Here is a 25,221-nt window from a genome sequence, read left to right as displayed (position 1 = left end):
AAGAACCGCTGCCACCCGGCAGCGAAGAAGCGAGATTATGAACAGAACCACCAACCTCGTCAAGCACCCGCCGAAACTTTTTTAACCGCAGCGCCCGAATCATCGAACACCCACAAAGCCCCGACGAAGCCCTCGCTTCGCCCCTCCAGCACCGCCGCCGCCTCCGAAGAAGCTGCGCAAGCGCTGAAAGAGGTGCGCATTATAGACACCCAAACAACACCGTCAACTCAAAAACACAATAAAGAAATCTATCGCACGATTAATCGAAAGGTCTTCGCTCCCGATCCCGAGACAAGCATCAGATCAGCTGATAGACCCTCATTGCGAACCCCGGGCCAAGCCAGGGCGTCTCCAGAGGATGAAGCTTGTAGACCGCTGAGGCGGCCCGGAGGAAAAGCGAATCGTCCCGAAGGACGCTCGCCGAGGGGGCAATCAGCCTGGCCGCCTCGCCGCGGGCGAGCGGATCGCAAAGAAGAACCTGCGCAGGGACACGCCCGTCCTCGACCATCGCAGTGCGTGCGGCGCGGGATACGAGTTGCAGGCCACAGCGGACGCCACCCGGATCGACGCGTAGGCGTCGCACGAGTCCAAGATGCACGAGATCTGCGTCCTCGAACCGGACACCTACCAGTTCCCCGATTGACGGAATGGCTGGCACCGAATGCCCTTCGCCGACGATGCCCATGCTCAAGCGATTGGCGTCGAATACAGACCAGCGTGACGCCGACACATCGACATCGCCGGCAATCAAACGCCGACATGCCTCGACGCCGCGAACCACTAGAACCTGGCCACCCATCGGGTGACGCTTGCTGCGCCGCACGGGCGGCTCGTCCGCCCAACGGCACAGCAGGTGGCGGACTACCGCGAGGTAATCGTCAGGCTCACCACGGTCGAGCACTGCCGGGCAAAGCCCTTCGGCCAGACGGCTTGCGAGCCCCTGCAGCCATTCTTCAGCCGCAGCTGTCGAAAGATGGAACGCAGTCTCCCGGGGCGCAACGAGGCTACGCCGCGGGACAGCGCCCAGCTCGGGAAAGGCCAGGTAGTGAGGCACAGCCGGAGCCCGCCGCGACATAGCCAAAAAAGGAAGGCACATATCCAGCAACTGACAGGCGGGAACCAGCAGATTCCGATCAATCTGGTCGAACGCGGCAGCCTGATAGGACACGCCTCGCAGGTAATGCCTGGCAACGGACTCGAGATCCCCGGCAATGAGCGCGAGTCCGGCATCCAGGTCGGGACGCAGCAGACTGCCCAGGCGCTCCCAAAGGATGGGATCGGGCGCTACGCCTTCCAGCGCATCCCACTTGAGCGCTTCGGCGCAGGAGGCCGCTACGCTCACGCGCGAGACGGCATGCCCAGCCTGCACGAACAGGCTCCAGTACGCATCAGCCAGACCCCGAGCGGCCAACCGAACCCCCTGCATATCGCCAACGCGCCATCCCCCTGCCACATACGCACGCAACTCGTCCTCTGCGCGCAGAATGCCCTCAAGCGCGGCGGCGGGATCGCGATCACCTGTGGCGCAGACGGCGGACAGGTGGGCCGAGAGTTCACGGAGAGCGAAGGTCACGCTGTCGTCGGCTTCGCTGGCGGCGGATGACACCGAAGGTAACTTAGCGTTCATAGGAATTCGTCTGAGCAGGATTGCGAGATGATAGGCCCGTCCCCTCGGAACATAAGGCGGGCGACCGCTCGCCCGACCGCAGGGCGCAATGGATGACGCGTCGAAGCCTAGCACACCGGATATGCAGGCGCGCTACTTACCGCGCACCGCCAAGAGATCCTCCGCACCCGTGCCAAGGCGGCGCAGACTTCATGCGTTGCAGCATCCGAATCGTTGCGCCCGACGGTGTAACATTGCGACCTCCACAGTCCAGACCCCGCAACCATGCGTCAGTATCTTGAACTCATGCGACACGTGCTTGAGCACGGTGATCGCAAGACCGACCGGACGGGAACCGGCACCCTGTCAGTCTTTGGCTGGCAGATGCGGTTTCGGCTGCAGGACGGCTTCCCGCTTCTGACGACGAAGAAGCTGCATACGCGCTCGATCATCCACGAGCTCCTGTGGTTCCTTCAAGGCGACACGAACATCCGCTACCTGAAGGACAACGGCGTCTCGATCTGGGACGAATGGGCGGACGAGCACGGCGAACTCGGCCCCGTGTACGGGAAACAGTGGCGGCGCTGGGAGAACGCGGACGGGACGACGGTCGACCAGATCACCAAGCTGGTCGAAGGCATCAAGCGCAATCCGGACTCGCGTCGCCATATCGTTTCGGCATGGAACCCGGGCGAAGTGGATCGCATGGCGCTGCCGCCCTGCCACGCGCTGTTCCAGTTCTACGTCGCCAATGGACGTCTGTCCTGCCAGTTGTACCAGCGCAGCGCGGACATCTTCCTCGGCGTGCCGTTCAACATCGCGTCCTATGCGCTGCTGACGCACATGGCGGCGCAGGTATGCGACCTCGAGCCGGGCGACTTCGTGTGGACGGGCGGCGACTGCCACCTCTATCTGAACCATCTGGAGCAGACGCGCGAACAGCTGTCTCGAGAGCCACGCGCATTGCCCACGCTGAAGATGAATCCGGCGGTGAAGGATATCTTCGCCTTCCGCTTCGAGGACTTCAGCCTCGAAGGCTACGACCCGCATCCCCACATCAAGGCGCCGGTGGCGGTATGAGCAAGCAGCCAGAGATCATCATCGTCGCAGCCGTGGCCCGCAACGGCGTCATCGGCCGGGACAATGGCCTGCCCTGGCGGCTGAAGGCGGACCTGCAGCACTTCCGCGCGCTCACCATGGGCCATCCGATCCTGATGGGGCGCAAGACCTGGGAGTCTCTGGGCCGCCCCCTGCCGGGACGGCGCAACCTGGTTGTCACCCGCGATGCCGCCTACCGGCAGGAAGGCGCGGAGGTCTTCACCGACCCGGAGGCGGCGATTGCCGCGGCCGCGGGAGCCGAACGCCTGTTCGTGATCGGCGGCGCACAGCTTTACACGACGCTGTTCCCGCGCGCCGATCGCCTCGAACTTACCGAGGTATGGGCCGATGTGCCGGGCGACGCCCACTTTCCCCTCTTCGACCGCTCGGACTTCATCGAGGAGCGGCGCGATGCGCGGACGGCCGACGCCGACAACGAGTTCGACTTCGACTTCGTCGAATACCGCCGCCGCTGATCTGCCGATGGCAGCAACGAAAAGGGCCGCTTTCGCGGCCCTTTTCTTTTCCGCCAGCAGGCGATGACGACGGTTCAGTCCTTCACGCAGTCCACGTGGTAGCGGCCGTCCTCACCCTTCACCAGACCATGGATATCGGTCTCGAAACCCGGGAAACGCGCGTTGAAATCGCGGGCGAACTTCAGGTAGCGGACAATCGTCGCGTTGAAGCGCTCACCCGGGATCAGCAGCGGAATGCCCGGCGGATAGGGCGTGACCAGCATCGCGGTGACACGGCCTTCGAGTTCGTCCAGCACCACGCGCTCGATCTCGCGGTGCGCCATCTTGGCGAAGGCATCCGCAGGCTTCATCGCCGGCACCATGTCCGACAGGTACATCTCGGTCGTCAGGCGGGCGACGTCGTGCTCCTTGTAGAAGCTGTGGATCTGGTTGCACAGGTCCTTCAGGCCGACGCGCTCGTAGCGCGGGTGCTTGGCGATGAACTCGGGCATCACGCGCCACAGCGGCTGGTTGCGATCGTAGTCGTCCTTGAACTGCTGCAGCTCGGTCACCATCGTGTTCCAGCGGCCCTTGGTGATGCCGATGGTGAACATGATGAAGAAGGAGTACAGGCCGGTCTTCTCCACGATGATGCCGTGCTCGGCCAGGTACTTGGTGACGATTGCCGCCGGGATGCCGGTATGTTCGGCGAAGTCCCCGTCCATGTTCAGGCCCGGGGTGATGATCGTGGCCTTGATCGGGTCGAGGATGTTGAAACCCTCGGCGAGATCGCCGAAGCCGTGCCAGCGCTCGCCCGCTTTCAGCGTCCAGTCCTCGCGGCTGCCGATGCCCTCTTCGGCGAGAAACTCCGGCCCCCACACCTTGAACCACCAGTCCTCGTCGCCGAATTCGGCATCGACCTTGCGCATCGCGCGGCGGAACTCGACCGCTTCCGACAGCGATTCGTTCACCAGCGCCGGGCCGCCCGGCGCTTCCATCATCGCCGCCGCCACGTCGCAGGACGCGATGATCGCGTACTGCGGCGAGGTCGAGGTGTGCATCAGGTAGGCCTCGTTGAAGATGTCGCGGTCGAGCTTACGGGTCTGCGAGTCCTGCACCAGGATCTGCGAGGCTTGGCTCAGGCCCGCCAGCAGCTTGTGCGTCGACTGCGTCGAGAACACCATCGACTCGCGGCAGCGCGGACGGTCGGCGCCGATGGCGTGATAGTCGCCGTAGAAATCGTGGAAGGCGGCATGCGGCAGCCAGGCCTCGTCGAAGTGCAGCGTGTCGATCTGGCCGTCAAGCATGTCCTTGATGGTCTCGACGTTGTACACCACGCCGTCGTAGGTCGACTGGGTGATGGTCAGGATGCGCGGCTTCTTGTTCTTGGCCTCACGCGCGAACGGGTTGGCCTCGATCTTCTTCTGGATGTTCTCCATCGAGAACTCTTCCAGCGGGATCGGACCGATGATCCCGTAGTGGTTACGCGTCGGCGTCAGGAACACCGGCACCGCACCGGTCATGATGATCGAGTGGAGGATGGACTTGTGGCAGTTGCGGTCGACGACAACGATGTCGCCGGGCGCCACCGTGGTATGCCACACCATCTTGTTCGAGGTCGATGTGCCGTTGGTAACGAAGTACAGGTGGTCGCAGTTGAAGATGCGCGCCGCGTTGCGCTCCGAAGCCGCCACCGGGCCGGTGTGGTCGAGCAGCTGGCCGAGTTCGTCGACCGCATTGCACACGTCCGCGCGCAGCATGTTCTCGCCGAAGAACTGGTGGAACATCTGCCCCACCGGGCTCTTCAGGAAGGCGACGCCGCCCGAGTGCCCCGGGCAGTGCCACGAGTAGGAGCTGTCGGCCGCGTAGTGTGTCAGCGCACGGAAGAACGGCGGTGCCAGCGAATCGAGGTAGTTCTTCGCCTCGCGCACCACGTAGCGCGCGATGAACTCCGGCGTATCCTCGAACATGTGGATGAAGCCGTGCATCTCGCGCAGCACATCGTTTGGGATGTGGCGCGTGGTGCGCGTTTCACCGTGCAGGAAGATCGGGATGTCGGCGTTGCGGAACCGGATCTCCTCGACGAAGGCGCGCAGGTCGGCGATAGCCTTGGCCGAGGCCTCGGGCGAGGAGAACTCCTCGTCGTCGATCGACAGGATGAAGGTCGAACCGCGGCTCTGCTGCTGCGCGAACGAGGTCAGGTCGCCGTAGCTGGTGACGCCCAGCACCTCCATGCCCTCTTCCTCGATCGCCTTCGCGAGCGCGCGAATCCCCAGCCCCGAGGTGTTCTCCGAACGGAAATCCTCGTCGATGATGATGATGGGGAAGTGAAATCTCATCCTGGTCGTCTCCAGCGGGGTCCTTGCGGGACGGAAAAAAAGGAAGTGTAGCGCCCTGACGTTGCCCGGGCGTTACCGAATTTGAATCAGGAAAAGCACAAGGGGCCGTCAGGCGGCCCCATGGTTCGATTGCTCGGCGTCGGCGATCAGATCTTCGGCAGCGTGACGCCGGTCTGGCCGAGGTACTTGCCGCCGCGGTCCTTGTAGGACGTCTCGCACACCTCGTCCGACTGGAAGAACAGCATCTGCGCCACACCCTCGTTGGCGTAGATCTTGGCCGGCAGCGGCGTGGTGTTGGAGAACTCGAGCGTCACGTGGCCTTCCCACTCGGGCTCGAGCGGCGTGACGTTCACGATGATGCCGCAGCGCGCGTAGGTGCTCTTGCCCAGGCACACCGTCAGCACGCTGCGCGGGATGCGGAAGTACTCGACCGTGCGCGCCAATGCAAAGGAATTCGGCGGGATGATGCACACGTCGCCGGTGAAATCGACGAAGTTGCGCGCATCGAAGTCCTTCGGATCGACGATGGTGGAGTTGATGTTGGTGAAGATCTTGAATTCGTTCGCCACGCGCACGTCGTAGCCGTAGCTCGAGGTGCCGTAGGAGACGATGCGGCCGCTGTCGTTGCTGCGCACCAGTTCCGGCGCGAAGGGCTCGATCATGCCGGCCTCTTGGGCCATGCGGCGGATCCACTTGTCGGACTTGATGGACATGGGCGCGGGTTCCAGCGGTAGCGTTGCGACCGGCGGCCGGTCGGAAAAGCGGCGTAGTGTAGGACAAGCGCCGCAGCGGGGAAAGACTCTGCTGCACAAATCGTGCGGCAGTGCAATATCCCCGGCGCGGCGCCCCTGCGGCAGGACGGACGCTACGGTGTCCGATCAGCTGTTCTTGATGACGATGTTCGGGAACTTGTGCGTCATGTCCTTCGACTTCTCGGCGATGCGCACCGCCACCTTGCGCGCGATCTGCTTGTAGGTTGCGGCGATGCGCCCGTCAGGATCGGCGACCACGGTCGGCGCGCCGCTGTCGGCCTCCGAGCGGATCTGGATGTCCAGTGGCAGCGCGCCGAGGAAGGGAATGTCGTAGTCGGCACACATCTTCTCGCCGCCGCCCTGGCCGAAGATGTGCTCCTCGTGGCCGCACTTCGAACAGATGTGGATGCTCATGTTCTCGACCACGCCGAGGATGGGCACGCCGACCTTCTCGAACATCTTCAGTCCCTTGCGCGCATCGAGCAGCGCGATGTCCTGCGGCGTCGTGACGATCACCGCGCCGGTCACCGGCACGCTCTGCGACAGCGTAAGCTGGATGTCGCCCGTGCCCGGCGGCATGTCGATCACCAGGTAGTCGAGGTCGTCCCAGGCCGTGTCCTTCAGCATCTGGTTCAGCGCCTGCGTCGCCATCGGTCCGCGCCACACCATCGGCGTGTCCGCCTCGATCAGGAAGCCGATCGACATCGCCTGGATGCCATAGGCCTCGAGCGGAATCATCGTCTTGCCGTCGTCCGACATCGGGCGCTGGTCGCCGATGCCGAGCATCTGCGGCTGCGACGGACCGTAGATGTCCGCGTCCAGGATGCCGACGCGCGCACCTTCGGCCGCCAGCGCCAGCGCCAGGTTGACCGCGGTCGTGCTCTTGCCGACGCCGCCCTTGCCCGAGGCCACGGCGATGATGTTGCGCACTCCCGGTAGCAGCTTCACGCCATGCTGCACGGCATGCGCCACCACCTTGCTGCTGACCTTGATGTCTACGCGGCCGATGCCCGGTAGCCCTGCCAGTGCATTCGCCAGCAGTACCCGGATCGGCTCGTGCTGGCTCCTCGCCGGATAACCGAGTTCGACCTCGAAGGCGACGTTGCCGCCCTCCACCACCAGGTTGCGGATGCAGCGGGTGGAGACAAAATCCTTGCCGGTATTGGGATCGATCACCTGCTTGAGCGCTTCGGTAACGGTTTGCTGGTCAAGACTCATCGCGTTTTCCTCGATAATCGGAGCACCCGCCATGGGGTGGAGACGGCAGAATCATACCTGAGCGCGTGCGATCGCTCATCCGCGCTACCATCAGGGTTTCCCGAGCCCGGGCCGAGCGCGAGGCGGGCAGCAACGCCATCCGCGCCAGTCTTCGCCGCACCCGCACAGGCCTTGGCCGCGTTCAACGATCCATCCGCCGCAATGAACCTTCGCTCCCGTCCATCCTTTTTTGCCCCCCTCGCCGCCGCGGCGCTGATGTCCGCCTGCGCCACGCCGGGTACGCCTGAAACTTCGGCTGCCAGCCCAGCCACCGACGACCCGATCCACCGCCACGCCCTCGTCCGCCAGGCCGCGCCCGCCCCGGAATGGGCGCGCCTGCGTATGACGCTCAACGAGGCCACGCGCAACACCCCCGGCGTCACCGTCGGCGCGGGCGACGCGCAGGGTCTCAAGATCGAGATTCCGGTCGCCGACGGCTTCGCTTCCGGCAGCACGGTGATCCGCCCCTCGCTTGCCGCCGCACTCGACACGATCGCGCCCGCGCTGGCCAGCGAAGCGGGTGTCGCCATAAAGGTCGTCGGGCACACCGACAGCCAGGGCAGCGAGATGGTCAACCTGCGCCTGTCGATCGACCGTGCCGAAGCGGTTGTCGCCTACCTGGCCGGGCGCGGCATCGCCTTCGAGCGCCTCACCGCCGACGGCCGCGGCGAGGCCGACCCGCTCACCAGCAACGCCACCGAAGAGGGGCGCGCGCGCAACCGGCGCGTCGAACTGCTGCTGCGCGCGGCACGCTGAAGGATGCGGCACGGCACGCCCAGGCGGGACCGGGCGTGCCCGCAAGCGGCGGGGCAGTCAGGCCTGCGCTTTGCTAAACTTGCGCTCTTTGATTCGCGCCGAACAGACCATGCCCCGCAAGATCCTCGTCACCAACGCCCTGCCCTACGCCAACGGCGACATCCACCTCGGCCACCTGGTGGGTTACATCCAGGCCGACATCTGGGTGCGCTACCAGCGCATGCGGGGCCATTCGGTGCACTACGTCTGCGCGGACGACACCCATGGCACGCCGGTGATGCTGCGCGCCGAGAAGGAAGGCCTCACCCCCGAGCAACTCATCGACCGCGTGCATGGCGAACACCTGCGTGACTTCACCGCCTTCGGCGTCGCCTTCGACAACTACCATTCCACGCACAGCCCCGAGAACCGCTTCTACGCCGAGGACATCTACGGCAAGCTGAAGACCGGCGGCCTGATCGACACGCGCTCGATCGAGCAGTACTACGACCCGGTCAAGGAAATGTTCCTACCCGACCGCTTCATCAAGGGCGAATGCCCCAAGTGCGGCGCGGCCGACCAGTACGGCGACAACTGCGAGGCCTGCGGCGCGGCCTACGCTCCCACCGAGCTCAAGAACCCCTACTCCGCGGTGTCCGGCGCCAAGCCGGTGCTGAAGACTTCGGAGCACTATTTCTTCCGGCTCTCGGACGAGCGCGCGGTGGCGTTCCTGCGCGAATGGACGCGCGGCACCAACGCCGCCGGCGAGCGCCGCCTGCAGATGGAAGCCGCCAACAAAATGAAGGAGTGGCTCGGCGAGGAAGGCGAAAACAAGCTCTCCGACTGGGACATCTCGCGCGACGCGCCCTACTTCGGCTTCGAGATCCCGGGCGCGCCAGGCAAGTACTTCTACGTGTGGCTGGATGCGCCGATCGGCTACCTCGCCAGCTTCCGCAACCTCGCCGAGAAGCGCGCCGCCGCCGGCGAGGCGATTGCCGTCGAGGACTACACCGACGCCGCCCGCGCCGCCGCGGCCGGCACCGAGATGGTGCACTTCATCGGCAAGGACATCCTCTACTTCCACGCCCTGTTCTGGCCGGCGATGCTGAAGTTCGCCGGCTACAACACGCCGAGCCAGCTGTGCGTCAACGGCTTTCTCACCGTGGACGGCGCCAAGATGAGCAAGAGCCGCGGCACCTTCATCACCGCGCACTCCTACATCGCGCAGAAGCTCAACCCCGAGTGGCTGCGCTACTACTTCGCGGGGAAATCCAACGGCACAATGGAAGACGTCGACCTCAACCTCGACGACATGATCGCAAAGGTCAATTCCGACCTCGTCGGCAAGTTCGTGAACATCGCTAGCCGCTGCGCCGGCTTCATCGGCAAGCGCTTCGACGGCAAGCTGGGCGAGGTGGACGCCGCCGCCTGTGCCGATTTCGCCGCTGCCTGGGGCGACGGCCGCATCACCAGCGCCTATGACGAGCGTGACTATAGCCGCGCGCTGCGCGAGATCATGCGCCTGGCCGATGTCGCCAACCAGTACGTCAACGACCACAAGCCGTGGGAACTCGCCAAGCAGGAAGGCCAGGAAGCGCACCTGCACACGGTGTGCAGCACCGCGCTGACGATGTTCCGCGACCTCACCCGCTACCTCAAGCCGGTGCTGCCGGCGCTGGCCGCGCAGGTCGAGGCCTTCCTCGCCATCCCGACGATGGACTGGCAGGGCGAGTGGGCGCCGCTGCCCGAGGGCCACGCCATCCAGGCGTACAGCCACCTGATGACTCGCGTCGAGCGCAAGCAGATCGACGCGCTGCTCGACGCCAACCGCGAATCACTCGCCCCCGCCGCCCCGCCGAAGGAGGCGAAGGATGCCAAGGCGGCGTCTTCCCAGCAGCGCCACGCCGAGAAGCAGCAGCACGCCGCGCAGGCGGCCGAGACGGCATCACCCCACATCTCGATCGACGACTTCACCAAGGTCGACCTGCGCATCGCCCGCATCGTCAATGCCGAGCACGTCGAAGGTGCCGACAAGCTGATCCGCCTGCAGCTCGACATTGGCGAGACCGACGAAGCCGGCAATGCCAAGCCGCGCCAGGTCTTCGCCGGCATCAAGTCGGCCTACGATCCGGCGACGCTCATCGGCCGCATGACGGTGATGGTCGCCAACCTCGCGCCGCGCAAGATGAAGTTCGGCATGAGCGAAGGCATGGTGCTGGCCGCCTCCGACCCGGAAGGCAAGACCGGCGGCCTCTACATCCTGTCACCGGATGCGGGCGCAGAACCGGGCATGCGGGTGAAGTGACATGCTGATCCACAGCCCGGCACAGGAACCCTGAGACCATGCCGCTGACGCCCTCGAAACGCTGGATCATCCTGCATCGCGCAGGTCGAGGGCGCCTGTCTCCGTAGCGCCGCCCCGACGGGCAGCCACGCAAGCCTCGTTCCCATTCGAAGCGGAGACAGCATGAAGATCCAGTTCAGACCCAAACTCCTCGATACCCTGCCCGGCTACGGCCGGGCAGTTTTCACCCAGGACCTTTCCGCCGGCATCACCGTCGGCGTGCTCGCGCTGCCGCTGGCCATGGCCTTCGCCATCGCCTCGGGCATGTCGCCCACCGCCGGCATCTGGACCGCCATCGTCGCCGGCCTGCTGATCTCGCTGCTGGGCGGCTCGCGCGTGCAGATCGGCGGCCCCACCGGCGCCTTCATCCCGATCATCTACGCGATCGTCGTCGACCATGGCGTGCAGAACCTGCTGATCGCCACGATGATGTCGGGCATCCTGCTGTTCGCGATGGGTGCGCTGCGCCTGGGCAACATGATCCGCTTCATCCCGCTGTCGGTCGTCATCGGCTTCACCAACGGCATCGCCGTCGTCATCTTCATCTCTCAGATCAAGGACTTCCTCGGCCTCAAGATCGACAACCTGCCGGGCGAGTTCTTCGCCAAGATGGAAGCGCTGTGGGCCGCGCTACCGACGATCGACCTGCCGACCGTCGCCGTTGCCGTCGTGTCGCTGGTCGTGCTGCTGGCCTGGAACCGGCAGGCGAAGAAGGTCGCTTGGATGGCACGCCTTCCCGGGCCGCTGGCGGTGTTGATCGCCATGACGGCGATCAACACCCTGTTCGCGCTGCCGGTGGACACCATCGGCAGCCGTTTTGGCGGCATCCCGCAGGAACTGCCGAGCATCGGACTGCCGGAACTGAGCCTGGGCACGCTGGGCAAGCTGGTGACGCCTGCCATCACCATCGCGCTGCTGGGCGCCATCGAGTCGCTGCTGTCCGCCCGCGTCGCCGACAGCCAGATCGACGACCGCCACGACCCCAACCAGGAACTCATGGCGCAAGGCATCGCCAACGTCGCCGCGCCGCTGTTCGGCGGCTTCGCCGCCACCGGCGCCATCGCCCGCACCGCCACCAACATCCGCACCGGCGGCCGCACCCCGGTCGCGGGCATCCTGCATGCGCTGGTGCTGCTGGCCATCGTGCTGGCGCTGGCGCCGCTGGCCAGCAATATCCCACTCGCCACGCTGTCGGCCATCGTCGTCATCGTGTCGATCAACATGGGCGAATGGCACGCCTTCGCGCCCAAGGAGCTGGCGCGCTATTCGCTGAACTACCGCACCATCCTGCTCGGCACCTTCTTCGTCACCGTGGTGTTCGACCTCACCCTGGCGGTCGAACTGGGCATGGTGCTCGCGAGCCTGTTCTTCATCTACCGCATGTCCGACCTGACCCGCATCGAGCGTGTGGCGCTGGAGGAGCACTACGGTATCAAGGCGCTTTCACGCGAGGACGGCACGCCCCGCATCCTGGCCTACAAGATGTTCGGCAGCCTGTTCTTCGGCGCCGCCAACAAGCTCGAGAACCTGCTGCTGATGCAGCACGGCCACCCCGACGTGGTGATCCTCGACCTCGACAAAGTCATCAACCTCGACACCACCGGGCTGGACATTCTGCAGACCCTGCACCGCAACCTGCAGAAGCGCGGCGCGCACCTCATCCTGTGCGGACTGAACTCGCAGCCCGGCTCGCTGGTGTTCCGCTCCGGCTTCATGGAGAGCCTCGGCGACGAGAACGTCACCGCCAACATCACCGACGCCCTGCTGCGCGCGCAATGGCTCAGCGGCAAGAGCCCGGAGGTCGCCTATGCCTGAAGACAAGGACGTCGAGATCGTCGCCCGCCGCCTGAGCATCCACGGGCGGGTGCAGGGCGTGTGGTATCGCGCCAGCGCACAGACCGAGGCCAGTCGGCTGGGCCTGCGCGGCTGGGTGCGCAACCGTCACGACGGCAGTGTGGAAGCCCTGGTCATCGGCATTCAGGCGGCGATCGACGACTTCATCGATTGGGCTCAGGTGGGGCCGCCGAAGGCCCAGGTGCTGCGCATCGAGATCAGCGTGGCCGACGAGGAACCGACAGACGGCTTCGAACAGCGCCCGAGCGCCTGAGGCGCCCGCTCCGGGCCTCAGGCAGGGTAGATCACTTCCACTGCCTCCGGCGGCAGCCATTCGCGCAGGCTCTCCAGCAGCGCATCGTCCAGCCGCACGCGCCAGCCGTCGCCGAAGGGCAGTTCGGCCTCGGCCGCGGCGTTGCGGTAGCTGACCCGGATCGGGCAGCCGCCCTCACGGAAAGGTTCGAGCAGGGTCTGCAGCTTGCCGGCCGCGGCCGCCGCGCCGCCACTACTCCCGACCTCGCCGTTGATGCGCAACTGCAGGGCGCGCGCAAAACGACTGCGCGCCTCGCCCAGCGTCAGCAGGCGGTCGGCGATGATGCGCAGCCCGCCCGAGAACTCGTCGTTGCTGATCTTGCCTTCCACCACCAGCACCTCGTCGGTAACGATCTTGCCGCGATTGGCGTCGAGCACTTCGGAATACACCATGACCTCGCGCGGCTGGGTGCCGTCGTCGAGCAGCACGAAAGCCATCTTGCCGCGGTTGCCCATCTTGGTCCGCGTCTCCATGACCACGCCAGCCAGCATGGTGATGTCGCGCGAAGGCTCGAGCTGGGCCAGGGTGCGGCGCACGAAGCGACGCACCTCGGGCTTGAAGGCGTTGAACGGATGGCCGGAGAGGAAGAAGCCGATCGCGAGCTTCTCTTCCTTGAGGCGCTCGCGCTCGGTCCAGGGGCGGATCTTCGCGAACTCGGGCGCCGCGCCGGCGGCCTCGGGCATCATGTCGAACAGGCCGCCCTGCATCGCGTTGGCCGCCGCCTGTTCGGCCGCTTCCATCGCCAGAGCCACGGTGGCCATCAGCTGGGCGCGGTCGAGGCCCTTGTGGCCGGACAGCGTATCCATCGCCCCAGCGCGGATCAGCGCCTCGATGACGCGGCGGTTCACCATGCGGCGGTCGATCCGCTCGCAGAACTCGAACAGGTCGCGGAAGGCACCGGCTTTCTCGCGCGCCGCCAGGATCGCCCGCACCGCCGGCTCGCCTACCCCCTTCACCGCGCCCAGGCCGTAGCGGATCGTCTTGCGGTCCACCGGCACGAAGCGGTAGTCGGATTCGTTCACGTCCGGCGGCAGCACCGCGATGCCGTTGGCGACCGTGTCCTCGTAGAAGATCTTGACCGTGTCGGTGTTGTCCAGGTCGGACGACATCGTCGCCGCCATGAAGGCCGCGCAGTGGTGTGCCTTGAGCCAGGCGGTGTGGTAGGTGACGACCGCATAGGCGGCGGTGTGCGACTTGTTGAAGCCGTACTCCGCGAACTTGGTCATCAGGTCGAAGAGCTGCTCGGCGAGTGCCGGGTCGTAGCCCTTCTGCTTGGCGCCCTCGGCGATCGTGGCGCGGTGCTTGGCCATCTCCTCGGGCTTCTTCTTGCCCATCGCGCGGCGCAGCATGTCGGCGCCGCCCAGCGTGTAGCCCCCGATGATCTGGGAGATCTGCATCACCTGTTCCTGGTACACGATGACGCCGTAGGTCGGCTCCAGGCAGGCTTTCAGGTCGGGGTGGAAGTAGTCGATCTCCTGCTGGCCCTTCTTGCGCAGGATGAAGTCATCCACCATGCCCGAGCCGAGCGGGCCGGGACGATAGAGCGCGAGCACCGCGATGATGTCTTCAAAGCGGTCGGGGGCGAGCTTCTTGAGCAGCTTCTTCATGCCGTCCGATTCGACCTGGAAGATCGCCGTGGTGTTGGCGTCCTTCAGGATCTGGTAGGCGGCCGGGTCTTCGAAGCCGAGACTCATCAGGTCGGGCCGGCTGCCCGTCATTCGCTCGATGTACTCCAGCGCCAGCTCGATGATGGTGAGGTTGCGCAGGCCGAGGAAGTCGAACTTGACCAAGCCTACGGCTTCGACGTCGTCCTTGTCGAACTGCGACACCGGCGTGGCGTCGTCGCCGTCGGCGATGTAGAGCGGGCAGAAGTCGGTGAGCTTGCCGGGCGCGATCAGCACGCCGCCGGCGTGCATGCCGACGCCACGGGTCAGGCCCTCGAGCGGCTGCGCCAGGCCCCACAGGGTCTGCACGGCCTCGCCGTCGTTACCGTCCTTCATCATCTCGCCGATCTGCGGCTCCATCTCGTAGGCCTTGTTCAGCGAGACGGGCTTGGCCCCTTCGATCGGAATCAGCTTGGACAGGCGGTCGCACAGGCCGTAGGGCATGTCGAGCACCCGGCCGACGTCGCGTACAACCGCCTTGGAGGCCAGCGTGCCGAAGGTGGCGATCTGGCTCACCGCGTCCTTGCCATAGCGCTCGCGCACGTACTCGATGACGCGGTAACGGTTGTCCTGGCAGAAGTCGATATCGAAGTCGGGCATCGACACCCGCTCCGGGTTCAGGAAACGCTCGAACAGCAGCGCGTACTCCAGCGGGTCGAGGTCGGTAATGTCCAGCGAGTAGGCGACCAGCGAGCCCGCGCCCGAGCCACGGCCGGGACCAACGGGAACGCCGTTCTTCTTGCCCCAGCGGATGAAGTCGGCAACGATCAGGAAGTAGCCCGGGAAACCCATCTGGATGATGGTGTCGGTCTCGAACTTGAGCCGCTCCTCATAGCGCGGGCGTTGCTTCTCGCGCTCCTCGGGATGAGGGTAGAGCTGCGCTAGGCGCTTCTCCAACCCGGCCTTGGCCTCCTGCACCAGGAAGTCGTCCAGCGTCATGCCTTCCGGCGTCGGGAACAGCGGCAGGAAGTTCTTGCCCAGCTGTACCGTCAGCGAGCAGCGGCGGGCGATCTCGACCGCGTTCTCGAGCGCCTCCGGGATGTCGGCGAACAGTTCGCACATCTCGGCCTGGCTCTTGAGGTACTGCTCCTCCGTAAAGTCGCGCGGCCGGCGCTTGTCGGCCAGCACATAGCCCTGGGCGATGCAGACCCGCGCCTCGTGCGCCTGGAAGTCCTCGCGCTTGAGGAACTGCACCGGGTGGGTCGCCACCACCGGAATTCCCAGTTCGCCGGCGATGTCGAGCGCATGGCGGATGTACGCCTCGGTGCCCGGATGGCCCGCGCGCTGGATCTCGAGGTAGAAGGCGTCGGGGAACAGCCGCGCCCACTCGGCCGCAAGTTGCGTTGCCAGCTCGCGATTGCCCGCGGCGATCGCCACGCCGATGTCGCCGTGCAGCCCACCCGACAGGCACAGAAGCTCGCTCGCGGCGCCATTCTCGAACCATTCGCGCCGCATCTCGGCACGGCCGCGGTACTTGTTGTCGAGATAGGCACGCGTCAGCAGTTCGCACAGTTGGCCATAGCCCGCGCGGTTCTTGCAGATCAGCAGGACGCGGTGAGGTTTGTCGCGTTCGGCCTCGTTCTGGATCCATGCATCGACACCGACGATGGGCTTGACGCCCTTGCCACGGGCGGTCTTGTAGAACTTGACCATGCCGAACAGGTTCGCCAGGTCGGAGATGCCGAGCGCCGGCATGCCGTCATCGGCTGCGGCCGCGACGGCCTGATCGATCTGGACGATGCCGTCGGTGATCGAGTATTCGGAGTGGAGACGAAGATGGACGAAGCGCGGCTGGTGCGGCGAAACGGCGGGGGAATTCGGGTCGGTGGTCATGGACCGAATTTTACCCGAGCTCGCCCGCCTTCATCCTGCTAAGCGGCAGTCGGCAACCAGCGCAACAGGGCAGCGTAGAGCTTGTCCGGCGTCACCGGCTTGGCGACGTGGTCGTTCATGCCGGCATCGACACAGGCCTGGCGGTCGTCCTCGAAGGCGTTCGCGGTCATCGCGATGATCGGCAGCGCGTCGCCGCCCTTGCCCGGCAGGCGGCGGATCCGGCGCGAAGCCTCAAGGCCGTCCATCACCGGCATGCTCATGTCCATCAGCACCAGGTCGTAGTCGTTCTTCTCCACGCAATCGACGGCGACCTGGCCGTTCTCCGCGACATCGACGACCAGGCCCACGCGCCCCAGCAGGGCCTTGGCCACCTCCTGGTTGATCTTGTTGTCCTCGGTCAGCAGGATGCGCCGCCCGGCATGGGTCTCGCGCAAGATGCCCTGCAGCTGCTGCGCGCTCATCTTCGCAGCATCACCGCCCGGGGACGTCAGCTTCCCGCCGCGCCCCAGCGGCACGCTGATCCAGAACGTGCTGCCCTCGCCCGGCACACTGTCGACACCGATCTGACCGCCCATCAGGCTCACCAGCCGCTTGCTGATCGCCAGGCCGAGGCCGGTACCGCCGTACTTGCGCGTAGTCGAGCCGTCCGCCTGCTCGAAGGCGGCAAACAGGCGCGCCTGCTGCTCGGCACTGATACCGATGCCCTGGTCGGCCACCTCCAGACGCATCCACACCCCGGCCTCGTCCTCTTCGAGCTTGCGGGCGCGCACGACGATCTCGCCGTCGTCCGCGAACTTGACCGCGTTCGAAAGGAAATTGACGAGCACCTGGCTGATGCGCATCGGGTCGCCCACCAGCGACGCCGGCAAGGCCGTGTCGATCTCATGGCTGATCTTCAGCCCCTTCTCGTCAGCCCGCTCACGCACCAGCGCTTCGGCGCTGTCAATGATGCCGGCCAGCTCAAAGTCGACCTTCTCGATCTCGAGCTTGTCGGCCTCGATCTTCGACAGGTCGAGGATGTCATTGATGATGCCGAGCAGGTGATGGGCGGCGCCGTTGATCTTGCCGACGCGATCGACGACCGCCGGGTCGCCGCTTTCGCGGAACAGCACCTCGGACAGGCCGATGATCGCATTCATCGGCGTGCGAATCTCATGGCTCATGTTGGCCAGGAAGGCGCTCTTGGCCCGGTTGGCCGCCTCGGCCTGGTCACGCGCCTCGGCCAGCGCCGCGGTACGCTCCTCGACCATCGCCTCAAGGCTGTTGCGGTGTCGCTCCAGCTCGGCCTCCCCGCGTTTGCGCTCGGTAATGTCGCGCTCCATCGCGAGCACGTAGGCCCGGCCTCCCCAGTCGACGCGGCTGGAAGACACCTCGGCCACGAACTGACTGCCATCCCTGCGCGTCTGCACGGTCTCGAGCAGGCTCACGAAATGGTCGGCCTTCGCGAGCATCGCGAGCAGCTCCTCGCGCGGGAAATTGCGGTCCCAGTCCCAGATGTGCAGACCCAGCACCTCCTCAGGCGTGTAGCCAAGCAGGGCCGCAAACTGGCGGTTGCACTCGACCACCGCACCGCCGACGTCCATCAGGACGAGTCCGTCACGCATGTTGTCGAACAGGGTCCGACGGCGGGCAGTCTGTTCGGTCAGGGCGTCAAGCATGTAGTTCAAGTGCTCACCGAGCCGCCCGATCTCATCCTGTTGCCCGAGAGCGTCCACCCGCGCATTCATGTTTCCCGCCGCTGCCGCACTCATCGTGTCCATGATCTGCGCGAGCGGTCGGGTGATACGGCGCGACCACACCACGTAGAACACCGACAGCAGGAGTGTCAGCAGCAGGAAGAGCCCTCCGACGATGCCGAAGATCGTCGTCTTCTCGCGCTTGTATGGTCCTTCCGGGAAACCGACGAAAAGCATGCCGATGCGTTCGCCGTCGCCGTTGTTGATCGGCGCGTAGCCGGACACCATCCAATCGTCCACCACCTGCGCGCGGTCGAGCCAGATATTGCCCTGCTCGAAGACCTGCCTGAAAACATCGGCCGATGCGAAGGTACCGAGGGCGCGCTCGCCACCGGGCAGCCTCACGGTCGTCGCAACCCGCCGATCGTCAAGGAACAGCGTGGCGGCACCTTCGGTGTTGTCCGGCAGGGTCCCGCGCGGAAAGACGATGTCCTTGATGTGATCGACCAGCGCGTTGTTCGCACTCAACAGCAGTCCGCCGAAGAGGATCAAGGCGCGCCCGTCGATACGCGACGGGATGGGCGCAGCGACGGTCATGAGGAAACCCCGCTCTTCGATCCCGTACCGGCCATCGACGATCTGCCCGGGCGGCGTGAGGATGCGGGCTCGCTGCGGCAAGGCTGGGTCGATGGCGGCAAGCTGCGTCGGACTCATGCGCTCGAAAGCCGCCGTCGTGACCCCCTGCCGTGCCTGACGGATCGAGAAGCTCCGTGGCAGTGGGGCGCCGGACGGGCGCCCCGAACTGCTCGCCAGCACCTCGCCATCGACCGTCGCAAGCACGAGAAAATCGAGCCCGGCCGTATTCGCACGACCCGCGAGAATGGCGGCCAAGTCCCCGCTACGCTCCGGATCGCTCACCAGGCGGATCATCGGAACCGACTCCGCGAGTTGATCGATGCGCTCTTCGCTTTGTCGACGCACGTCTTCAAGGTAGCCCTGAGCCCCGGCCAGATGGCTCTTGGCGTTGGCCACCACGATGCTGTCGAAGTAGCTCCCTCCCCAGAACACCAGCACCGCCATGATGGCCGGGAGCACCACCAGCAGGGGTGCAAGCCCCAGCACCAGAAGCCGGGCCCTCAGGGACCAGTGTCGTCGGGATCCGGCACGTGCATGCGGGTTCATCTGCACGACCTCGTTTGCCCCTGCCCGATGGGCATCGCCGCTGAACGGCCGGGGCCGGCAGCATCGATGGAGGGCATGCACGCAAGTTGAACCATGTGTCCGTGGACAGTCGACGTCGGATCGGGCGTTGGGTGGAGGCTGCTTGAAGGGAACCGTATCAGGCACGGCGCGTAGATTGCCAATGCCGGATCGGGAACGCCACGCTGGCTCGCCACGCCCGGAGGTTAACAGCACAAACATCCATCATTTGTGCTGTTTTTCTCACTTTACTAGATATTAACAATCTCCGGGATGGCGCCTTGCTAGTATCGTCGCATCCCGTTTTCGCTGGAGTCCGACGATGCATCACCCACTTACCGCAGTTGCCCTTGCAAGCCTCGCCCTGCTCGGCTGCCAGCCGGCCGAGCCGGTCCGCATCGGCTTCCTCGGCGGCCTGAGCAGCCGGGCCTCCGACGTCGGCGAGGCAGGACGCAACGCCGTACAGCTTGCGGTCGAACAGCGCAATTCAGCAGGCGGGATTCGCGGCCGAACGATCGAACTCATCGTGCGTGACGACGCCCAGGACATGGAAGTCGCCACCAGAGGCACCAAGGAATTGATCGAAAACCGGGTCGCAGCCGTGATCGGCCCCTTCGCCAGTTCGATGGCAGCCGCTGCGTTGCCCCATATCAACCAGGCCGGGGTAGTGATGGTCAGTCCCACCATCACCTCGATGGACTTCGTCGGCAACGACGACTATCTGTTCCGCATCAACCGCACCACGCGCGACAACGCACGTGACTATGCAGCCAAGCTCTACCAGCGTGGCCAACGCCGCATTGCCGCCACCTTCGACGTGCGCAACCGCAGCTTCACCGAGTCGTGGCTGAACGAATTCAAGGCCGCTTTTGCGGAGATCGGCGGCGAGACAATCATCGCCGTACCCTTCGAGTCGATGCCCGACGCCGGCTTCGCCGACATCGTGACGAAGATGCTGGCACCCAGGCCCGACGGGCTGCTGTTCATCGCCGCGGCGGTCGACCTCAGCCGGCTGTGCGAACAGGCCAAACGACTCGCGCCCAAGCTGCCAATTGCCGCGACGGAATGGGCGGCCAGCGAAAAACTGATCGAACTTGGCGGCAAGGCGCTCGAAGGCCTGCTGATCGTCCAGAACTTCAACCGCGAGGATCGATCGGCACGCTACCTCGCCTTCCGCGACGCCTACTTCAAACGTTTTCAGCGTGATCCCGGCTACAGCTCGGTGCTCGCCTACGACGCGGCCACCGCGGTCTTCGACGCAATGGAGAAGCGCACGGAAGGCGAGACGCTGAAGCAGGCACTGGTGAAGTACGCGCCCTTCGAGGGTCTGCAGCAGACGATCAGCTTCGACGCCTATGGCGACACGCCGCGGACGGTGTATTTCACCCAGATCCGCGACGGCCGCTACGAACAGATCGAGTGATCTGCCGGGATCAGGGCAGCAGGATGGTCGAGCCTGTCGTCCTGCGCCCTTCGAGGTCGCTGTGCGCCTGCGCGGCGTCCTTCAGCGCGTAGCGCTGATTGATCGCGATGCGCACCTTGCCCGAACCGACGACTTCGAACAGCTCGGCGCAGCGCTGCACCAGTTCCTCGCGCGTGGCGATGTAGTCCAGCAGGCCGGGGCGGGTGACGTAGACTGAACCCGAACGCGCCAGCAATGCGCAATCGAACGGCGCCACCGGACCGGTGGCGTTGCCGAAGCTCACCATCACGCCGCGCCGCTGCAGGCAGGACACGGAATCGAGGAAGGTGTCGCGGCCGACTGAGTCGTACACGACGGCCACGCCCTTGCCGCCGGTCAGCTCGCGCACGCGCTCAGGGAAGCGTTCGCGCGAATAGACGATGACCTGGTCGCAGCCCAGCGCCTTCGCCTGCGCGGCCTTGTCGTCATTGCCCACGGTGCCGATCACGGTGGCGCCAAGCAGCTTCGCCCACTGCACCAGGATCGAGCCCACCCCACCCGCAGCGGCGTGGACCAGAATGGTCTCGCCCGCCTTCACCGGATAGGTGCTGTGCAACAGATAGTGCGCGGTGACCCCCTGCAGCATCATCGCTGCGCCCTGCTCGAAGGAAATCGCATCCGGCAGATGCACGAGGTGGCGCGCCTCGATGTTGCGCGCCTCGGCATAGGCCCCTAGCGGCCCGCTCGTATAGGCCACGCGGTCGCCGACCGCCAGTTCCGTCACGCCCTCGCCCACCGCCTCGACCACGCCGGCGGCCTCCATGCCCAGGCCGGAAGGCAGCGGCAACGGGTAGAGCCCGCTGCGGTGGTAGGTGTCGATGAAGTTCAGGCCCACCGCATGGTGCCGCACACGGACCTCACCGGCGCCCGGCACCGGCAGCTCAACGGCCTCCCACTGCAGCACCTCGGGGCCGCCTGTGCGGTGGAAGCGGATTGCATGGATCATGTCTGTCTCCTTCGTTCGGTTGGGGTTGGGGACATCTCAGCGCACCAGCGAAAAGCCGATGCGCCACTGGCCGTCGCTCTTCTCGTTGTAATCGAGCAGGGTCTCGCCGTAACCGCTCAGGTACTGCAGATGGGCGAAGGCCCCCACACCCGAAAAGATGCTGCGGCGCAGGGGATAGGAAAGATCGAACTGGCGACGCATCTTGCCGGCCGTTCCCCGGCGCAGCAAGGAGGTCAGCATCAGCCCGTCCTCGCGTCCGAGCCGCAGCCCGAGTTCCGCATAGCCACGGTAGCGGGCGATGTCCGGATTGTCATCGCGGTCGAGATAGGTCCACACCTTGGGCTCGATACCGAAGTAGGTCAGACCATCCTCGAGGTAGTAGCGGCCCTCGGCCTTCAGGAACAGCGTGTCGATGCTGCGCGAGGATTCGTCGTCCTTGCCGTTCGATTCATGCTCGTAGCCGCCCGACAGGGCGACGAAGCCGCCGCGCTCGGGGTCGGACAGGCGCCAGCGGTAGAACAGCGCGGGACGGAAGCTCGAATCACGGAAGGGCTTGGAGTCGGACTGCAGGTCCCACAGCGAGGTCTGGGTGAAACCGAAGTACAGCCCGCGCACCACCGGGAAATGCTCGCCCACCACACCGTGGTCGTCGAACAAACGGTAGCGGAAGCTGAACTGGAAGCGCGCGGAGACCGGGTCTTCGCCGCCGACGAGGAAATACATCGGCTCGTGGAAACCCAGCGCCGAGGCCTCGACCGCCGTATCGGACGACGCCGCGGCCGGGATCACCTCGCCGCGCGAGGCCACGGTGCCGGACTGTGCGGTCTGCACCGGCGTACGGCTCGCCGCGCCGGCATCGAGCACGATGCGGGCCGACGCCGCGTCCACCAGCGACAGGGTCGCAAAACCGAGCACCTCCTCCGGCCAGCGCCCGACGTAGCGCCGCTGCCGGCTGCGTTCGTCAGCGGGTCCGGCCGCCGCCAGTTCGAGCGCAATCCGCGGACCGCCGTCGGGCAGCTCGATCTGCGCGGGCAGGCGATCGGGCAACGCCGCACCGTCGGGCGGCGCGATGACCAGCACGCTGAAGCTGCTGCCCGGCACCACACGCGGCTCCGGCGAGGCCAGCAGCCAGGCCGAGGCCATTGCAGGCACGCAAACCAGCAACCCGGCGAGGAAGATCGCGCAACGGAAGATCGGCGAAGAATGCATTTTCTGGACCGGCAATTGAAAACGGGCAGCCATGATAAGGGCTGCCCGTTCGCGGGTTGGTGAAGATTCGTGTCGGCGGCCGCCCTGGTGGGCGGCACGCCGCCAGCGCTCAGCGCGCGCGCGACTCCTGCGCATCCACCACCGCCAGCGCGGTGATGTTGACCAGGCGGCGCACCGTGGCCGACGGGGTCAGGATGTGTACCGGTTTGGCCGCGCCGAGCAGGATCGGCCCCACCGACACGCCGTCGCCGTTGGCCATCTTCATCAGGTTGAAGGAGATGTTGGCGGCGTCGAGGTTGGGCATCACCAACAGGTTGGCGTCGCCCTTGAGGCGCGAGTCCGGGTGCAGCTTGTCGCGGATCTCCGCCGACAAGGCGGCATCACCGTGCATCTCGCCGTCGACGTTCAGGTCGGGCGCGGTCTCGTGCAGGATCTCGCAGGCACGGCGCATCTTGCGCGCCGAGGCCGAGCTCGAACTGCCGAAGTTGGAGTGCGACAGCAGCGCGACGTTGGGCTCGATACCGAAACGGCGCAGTTCCTCGGCCGCCATGCGGGCGATCTCGGCGACTTCCTCGGCGCTCGGGTTCTCGTTCACATAGGTGTCGGTGACGGCCAGCATGCGCTTGGTCAGCAGCAGCAGGTTCATCGCCGCGAACTGCTTGGCGCCGGGCGCCAGCCCGATCACGTCCTCGACCTGCTTGAGGTGGTACTCGTAGGTGCCGAAGGTGCCGCACACCAGCGCGTCGGCGTCGCCACGGCGCAGCAGCATGACCCCGATCAGCGTCGTGTCGCGGCGGATCTTGGCCTTGGCGAGATCAGGCGTGACGCCGTCGCGGCTCATCAGCTTGTAGTACTCGGTCCACAGCTCGCGGTAGCGCGGGTCGGACTCGGGATTGACGATCTCGAAATCGCGGCCGGGCTGCAGGTTCAGGCCGATCTTCTTGATCCGCATCTCGATGACTTCGGGGCGGCCGATCAGAATCGGACGCGCGACGCCCTCGTCCAGCACCACGCGCACGGCGTGCAGCACGCGCTCATCCTCGCCCTCGGCGTAGATCACGCGCTTGTGCTCGGCCGGCACCGCCTTGGCGGCGGAAAACACCGGCTTCATGACGATGCCGGACTGGTAGACGAACGCGTTCAGGCTCGACACGTAGGCATCGAAATCCTCGATCGGCTTGGTCGCCACGCCGGACTCCATCGCCGCCTTGGCCACCGCCGGCGCGATCTTGACGATCAGGCGCGGGTCGAAAGGCTTCGGGATGATGTACTCGGGGCCGAAGCTCAGTTCCTGGCCGCCGTAGGCGCTGGCGACGATGTCGCTGGCCTCGGCTTCTGCCAGTTCGGCGATCGCCTTCACGCAGGCTAGCTTCATCTCCTCGTTGATCGTGGTCGCGCCCACGTCCAGCGCACCGCGGAAGATGAAGGGGAAGCACAGCACGTTATTGACCTGGTTCGGGAAATCCGACCGGCCGGTGGCGATCACGCAATCCGGGCGCACGGCCTTGGCATCGGCCGGCAGGATCTCGGGGTTCGGGTTCGCCAGGGCGAAAATCAGCGGCTTGTCGGCCATCTTCGCGACCATCTCGGGCTTGAGCACGCCGGCGGTAGACAACCCCAGGAAGACGTCGGCGCCGACGATCACGTCGCCCAGCGTGCGACCTTCGGTCTTCTGCGCGTAGCGGGCCTTGGTCGGCTCCATGTTGGCCTCGCGGCCTTCGTAGATAACGCCCTTGGAGTCGCAGACGGTGATGTTCTCGCGCTTCATGCCCACGCTGACCATCAGGTCGAGGCAGGCGATGGCGGCAGCGCCGGCGCCGGAGCACACCAGCTTGACCTTGTCGATGTCCTTGCCGACCACCTTCAGGCCGTTGATGAGGCCCGCTGCGGAGATGATGGCGGTGCCGTGCTGGTCGTCATGGAAGACCGGGATCTTCATGCGCTCGCGCAGCTTCCTCTCGATGTAGAAGCACTCGGGCGCCTTGATGTCCTCGAGGTTGATGCCACCCAGCGTGGGTTCGAGCGCGGCGATGATCTCGATCAGCTTGTCCGGGTCGTTCTCTGCCAGTTCGATGTCGAACACGTCGATGTTGGCGAACTTCTTGAACAGGCAACCCTTGCCTTCCATCACCGGTTTGGAGGCGAGCGGGCCGATGTTGCCCAAGCCCAGCACCGCGGTGCCGTTGGTCACCACCGCGACGAGGTTGCCGCGGCTGGTGAGCTCGAAGGCTTCGGCCGGATCGGCGACGATGGCATCGCACGCAGCCGCCACGCCCGGCGAATAGGCAAGCGCGAGGTCGCGCTGGTTGGTCAGGCCCTTGGTAGGAACGACCGAAATCTTGCCCCGCGTCGGCGAACGGTGATAGTCGAGCGCTGCGGCGATGAAATCCTGATCCATGTGTTCTCCCCTCGTGAAATTGAGGCATGTCTTATTGGTTGGAATGGGCGACGAGCCCACTTGCGGCGCACTGCCCGGGACGGGCAGGCGCGGCTCGATTC

16 protein-coding genes are annotated in these 25,221 nt (G+C 65.6%); 7 read left to right on the top strand and 9 right to left on the bottom strand.

Annotated elements, in window-relative coordinates:
• Window positions 1-298: 298 nt before the first annotated feature.
• A complete protein-coding gene (locus CGK74_RS09735; RefSeq protein ID WP_094268287.1) occupies window positions 299-1,627 on the bottom strand; it encodes a hypothetical protein in 1,329 nt (442 codons plus the stop codon).
• Window positions 1,628-1,891: 264 nt separating this feature from the next.
• On the opposite strand from CGK74_RS09735, the gene CGK74_RS09730 reads away from it, so the two are divergent.
• Together CGK74_RS09730 and CGK74_RS09725 are read left to right on the top strand one after the other, a co-directional pair.
• Window positions 1,892-2,686 carry a thymidylate synthase gene (locus tag CGK74_RS09730; protein ID WP_094268286.1) on the top strand — a complete coding sequence of 265 codons (795 nt, stop codon included), beginning with the start codon at window positions 1,892-1,894 and terminating at the stop codon, window positions 2,684-2,686.
• Window positions 2,683-3,180 carry a dihydrofolate reductase gene (locus CGK74_RS09725; protein WP_094268285.1) on the top strand — a complete coding sequence of 166 codons (498 nt, stop codon included), beginning with the start codon at window positions 2,683-2,685 and terminating at the stop codon, window positions 3,178-3,180. Before CGK74_RS09730 ends, CGK74_RS09725 begins: the two co-directional genes overlap by 4 nt.
• Window positions 3,181-3,254: 74 nt before the next feature.
• Here CGK74_RS09725 and CGK74_RS09720 read toward each other — a convergent pair whose 3' ends face one another.
• The 3 genes from CGK74_RS09720 to apbC form a co-directional block, all read right to left on the bottom strand.
• On the bottom strand, window positions 3,255-5,498 hold the full coding sequence (locus tag CGK74_RS09720; protein ID WP_094268284.1) for an arginine/lysine/ornithine decarboxylase: 2,244 nt from the start codon (window positions 5,496-5,498) through the stop codon (window positions 3,255-3,257).
• A gap of 146 nt (window positions 5,499-5,644) precedes the next feature.
• A complete protein-coding gene (dcd, locus tag CGK74_RS09715) occupies window positions 5,645-6,211 on the bottom strand; it encodes a dCTP deaminase (protein ID WP_094268283.1) in 567 nt (188 codons plus the stop codon).
• Window positions 6,212-6,376: 165 nt separating this feature from the next.
• Complete coding sequence (gene apbC / locus CGK74_RS09710) at window positions 6,377-7,468, bottom strand: iron-sulfur cluster carrier protein ApbC (protein WP_094268299.1); 1,092 nt, start codon at window positions 7,466-7,468, stop codon at window positions 6,377-6,379.
• 201 nt (window positions 7,469-7,669) lie between these two features.
• On the opposite strand from apbC, the gene CGK74_RS09705 reads away from it, so the two are divergent.
• The 4 genes from CGK74_RS09705 (at window position 7,670) to CGK74_RS09690 (ending at window position 12,693) form a co-directional block, all read left to right on the top strand.
• Window positions 7,670-8,263, top strand: a complete 594-nt coding sequence (locus CGK74_RS09705) for an OmpA family protein (RefSeq protein WP_094268282.1) — start codon at window positions 7,670-7,672, stop codon at window positions 8,261-8,263.
• A 109-nt stretch (window positions 8,264-8,372) separates the two neighbouring features.
• The gene (gene metG, locus CGK74_RS09700; protein WP_094268298.1) at window positions 8,373-10,547 is read left to right on the top strand and encodes a methionine--tRNA ligase; all 2,175 of its coding nucleotides are present in this window, start codon (window positions 8,373-8,375) and stop codon (window positions 10,545-10,547) included.
• A 162-nt stretch (window positions 10,548-10,709) separates the two neighbouring features.
• On the top strand, window positions 10,710-12,401 hold the full coding sequence (locus CGK74_RS09695; RefSeq protein ID WP_094268281.1) for a SulP family inorganic anion transporter: 1,692 nt from the start codon (window positions 10,710-10,712) through the stop codon (window positions 12,399-12,401).
• Window positions 12,394-12,693 carry an acylphosphatase gene (locus CGK74_RS09690; protein ID WP_094268280.1) on the top strand — a complete coding sequence of 100 codons (300 nt, stop codon included), beginning with the start codon at window positions 12,394-12,396 and terminating at the stop codon, window positions 12,691-12,693. The genes CGK74_RS09695 and CGK74_RS09690 overlap by 8 nt, the downstream gene beginning before the upstream one ends.
• Before the next feature lie 17 nt (window positions 12,694-12,710).
• On the opposite strand, the gene dnaE is transcribed toward CGK74_RS09690, so the two are convergent.
• Together dnaE and CGK74_RS09680 are read right to left on the bottom strand one after the other, a co-directional pair.
• Entirely contained in the window at window positions 12,711-16,229 is a 3,519-nt protein-coding gene (dnaE, locus tag CGK74_RS09685; RefSeq protein WP_094268279.1) for a DNA polymerase III subunit alpha, read from the bottom strand.
• 38 nt (window positions 16,230-16,267) lie between these two features.
• Window positions 16,268-19,087, bottom strand: a complete 2,820-nt coding sequence (locus CGK74_RS09680) for an ATP-binding protein (RefSeq protein WP_165770066.1) — start codon at window positions 19,085-19,087, stop codon at window positions 16,268-16,270.
• 340 nt (window positions 19,088-19,427) lie between these two features.
• Here CGK74_RS09680 and CGK74_RS09675 point away from each other — a divergent pair, with 340 nt between their 5' ends.
• Entirely contained in the window at window positions 19,428-20,528 is a 1,101-nt protein-coding gene (locus CGK74_RS09675) for an ABC transporter substrate-binding protein (RefSeq protein ID WP_094268277.1), read from the top strand.
• 10 nt (window positions 20,529-20,538) lie between these two features.
• Here the strand turns inward: CGK74_RS09675 and CGK74_RS09670 are convergent, their stop codons facing one another.
• The 3 genes from CGK74_RS09670 to CGK74_RS09660 form a co-directional block, all read right to left on the bottom strand.
• A complete protein-coding gene (locus tag CGK74_RS09670; RefSeq protein ID WP_094268276.1) occupies window positions 20,539-21,513 on the bottom strand; it encodes a quinone oxidoreductase family protein in 975 nt (324 codons plus the stop codon).
• 36 nt (window positions 21,514-21,549) lie between these two features.
• Entirely contained in the window at window positions 21,550-22,722 is a 1,173-nt protein-coding gene (locus tag CGK74_RS09665; protein WP_094268275.1) for a phospholipase A, read from the bottom strand.
• 109 nt (window positions 22,723-22,831) lie between these two features.
• Window positions 22,832-25,120, bottom strand: a complete 2,289-nt coding sequence (locus CGK74_RS09660) for an NADP-dependent malic enzyme (RefSeq protein ID WP_094268274.1) — start codon at window positions 25,118-25,120, stop codon at window positions 22,832-22,834.
• Between the last annotated feature and the right edge of the window lie 101 nt (window positions 25,121-25,221).

The sequence above is a fragment of the Thauera propionica genome, from assembly GCF_002245655.1.
Taxonomy (GTDB): domain Bacteria; phylum Pseudomonadota; class Gammaproteobacteria; order Burkholderiales; family Rhodocyclaceae; genus Thauera; species Thauera propionica.
The sequence above is the reverse complement of the archived record's forward strand: the minus strand, read 5'-3'. Positions and strand labels throughout refer to the sequence as shown.